The 1,728-nt window shown below is 58.1% G+C and carries 1 protein-coding gene; it reads right to left on the reverse strand.

The genetic code is table 11. The features are described 5' to 3' along the window. Positions 1-1,686: DNA-directed RNA polymerase subunit beta' (gene rpoC, locus ACN0SO_RS27045; protein WP_417682954.1), on the reverse strand; the 1,686-nt coding region annotated here is incomplete at its 3' end. Between the last annotated feature and the right edge of the window lie 42 nt (positions 1,687-1,728).

Below are 1,728 nucleotides of genomic sequence, written 5' to 3' on the forward strand. Positions count from 1 at the left end.
GTTGCCATCGGCATCGACGGACTTGAAGCGGCCCTTGATCTTGGTGTGCAGCGTGATGACCTTGTTGGCGATCGCGTGATGGATCTCACCGATATCGGCGAATGCCATGCCTTCGCCCGGCTCGTTCTCTGCCATGATCGACAGATAGTAGAGACCCAGAACGATATCCTGCGACGGAACGATGATCGGACCACCGTTTGCCGGGTGCAGAATGTTGTTCGTGGACATCATCAGCGTACGCGCTTCAAGCTGGGCTTCCAGCGAAAGCGGTACGTGAACAGCCATCTGGTCACCATCGAAGTCGGCGTTGAAGGCCGAACAGACGAGCGGGTGCAGCTGGATGGCCTTGCCTTCGATCAGGGTCGGTTCGAACGCCTGGATACCGAGACGGTGAAGGGTCGGAGCGCGGTTCAGGAGAACCGGGTGCTCACGGATCACTTCGTCGAGGATATCCCATACTTCCGGACGCTCTTTTTCAACCAGCTTCTTGGCCTGCTTCACCGTGGAGGAGAAGCCCTTGGCGTCGAGACGCGAGTAGATGAACGGCTTGAACAGCTCGAGCGCCATCTTCTTGGGCAGACCGCACTGGTGCAGCTTCAGTTCCGGGCCCACGGTGATAACCGAGCGGCCGGAATAGTCGACGCGCTTGCCGAGAAGGTTCTGGCGGAAGCGGCCCTGCTTGCCCTTGAGCATGTCGGACAGCGACTTCAGCGGACGCTTGTTGGCACCGGTGATGACACGGCCGCGGCGGCCGTTGTCGAACAGGGCGTCAACGGACTCCTGCAGCATGCGCTTTTCGTTACGGATAATGATATCCGGCGCACGCAGCTCGATCAGGCGCTTAAGACGGTTGTTACGGTTGATGACGCGGCGATACAGATCGTTCAGATCCGAAGTCGCGAAACGACCGCCATCCAGCGGAACCAGAGGACGAAGATCCGGCGGGATGACCGGGACAACGGTCATGATCATCCATTCCGGACGGTTGCCGGATTCCATGAACGCTTCGATGACCTTCAGGCGCTTGGCCAGCTTCTTCGGCTTTAGTTCCGTCGTCGCTTCCGCGATCTCGACACGCAGCTTCTCGCTCTCTTTTTCGAGATCGAGGCTCATGAGGATTTCACGGATTGCTTCCGCACCGATCATGGCGGTGAAAGCGTCTTCGCCGTACTCGTCCTGGGCAGCCACAAAGTCTTCTTCGGAAAGAAGCTGGTGCTGCTTCAGCGGGGTCAGGCCCGGCTCGAGAACCACGTAGTTCTCGAAGTAGAGAACGCGCTCCAGATCCTTCAGCGTCATGTCGAGCAGCAAACCGATGCGGCTCGGCAGGGACTTCAGGAACCAGATGTGAGCGACAGGAGCTGCCAGCTCGATGTGGCCCATACGCTCGCGGCGAACGCGGCTGAGGGTAACTTCGACGCCACACTTTTCACAGATGACGCCCTTGTACTTCATGCGCTTGTACTTGCCGCAAAGACATTCGTAGTCCTTGATCGGGCCAAAGATGCGCGCGCAGAACAGGCCATCCCGTTCCGGCTTGAAGGTACGGTAGTTGATAGTTTCCGGCTTTTTGATTTCGCCGAAAGACCAAGACATGATCTTTTCCGGGCTCGCCAGCGAGATCCGGATGCTGTCGAAGGTCTGAGCGGGAGCCTGTTGATTGAACAGGTTCATGACCTCATGATTCATGGTCTATCTCCTTCATGCACGGAGGGGGAAGCGGCCTCTGGC

Origin of the sequence: Roseibium sp., from assembly GCF_048260565.1 — a bacterium.
Classification (GTDB): domain Bacteria; phylum Pseudomonadota; class Alphaproteobacteria; order Rhizobiales; family Stappiaceae; genus Roseibium.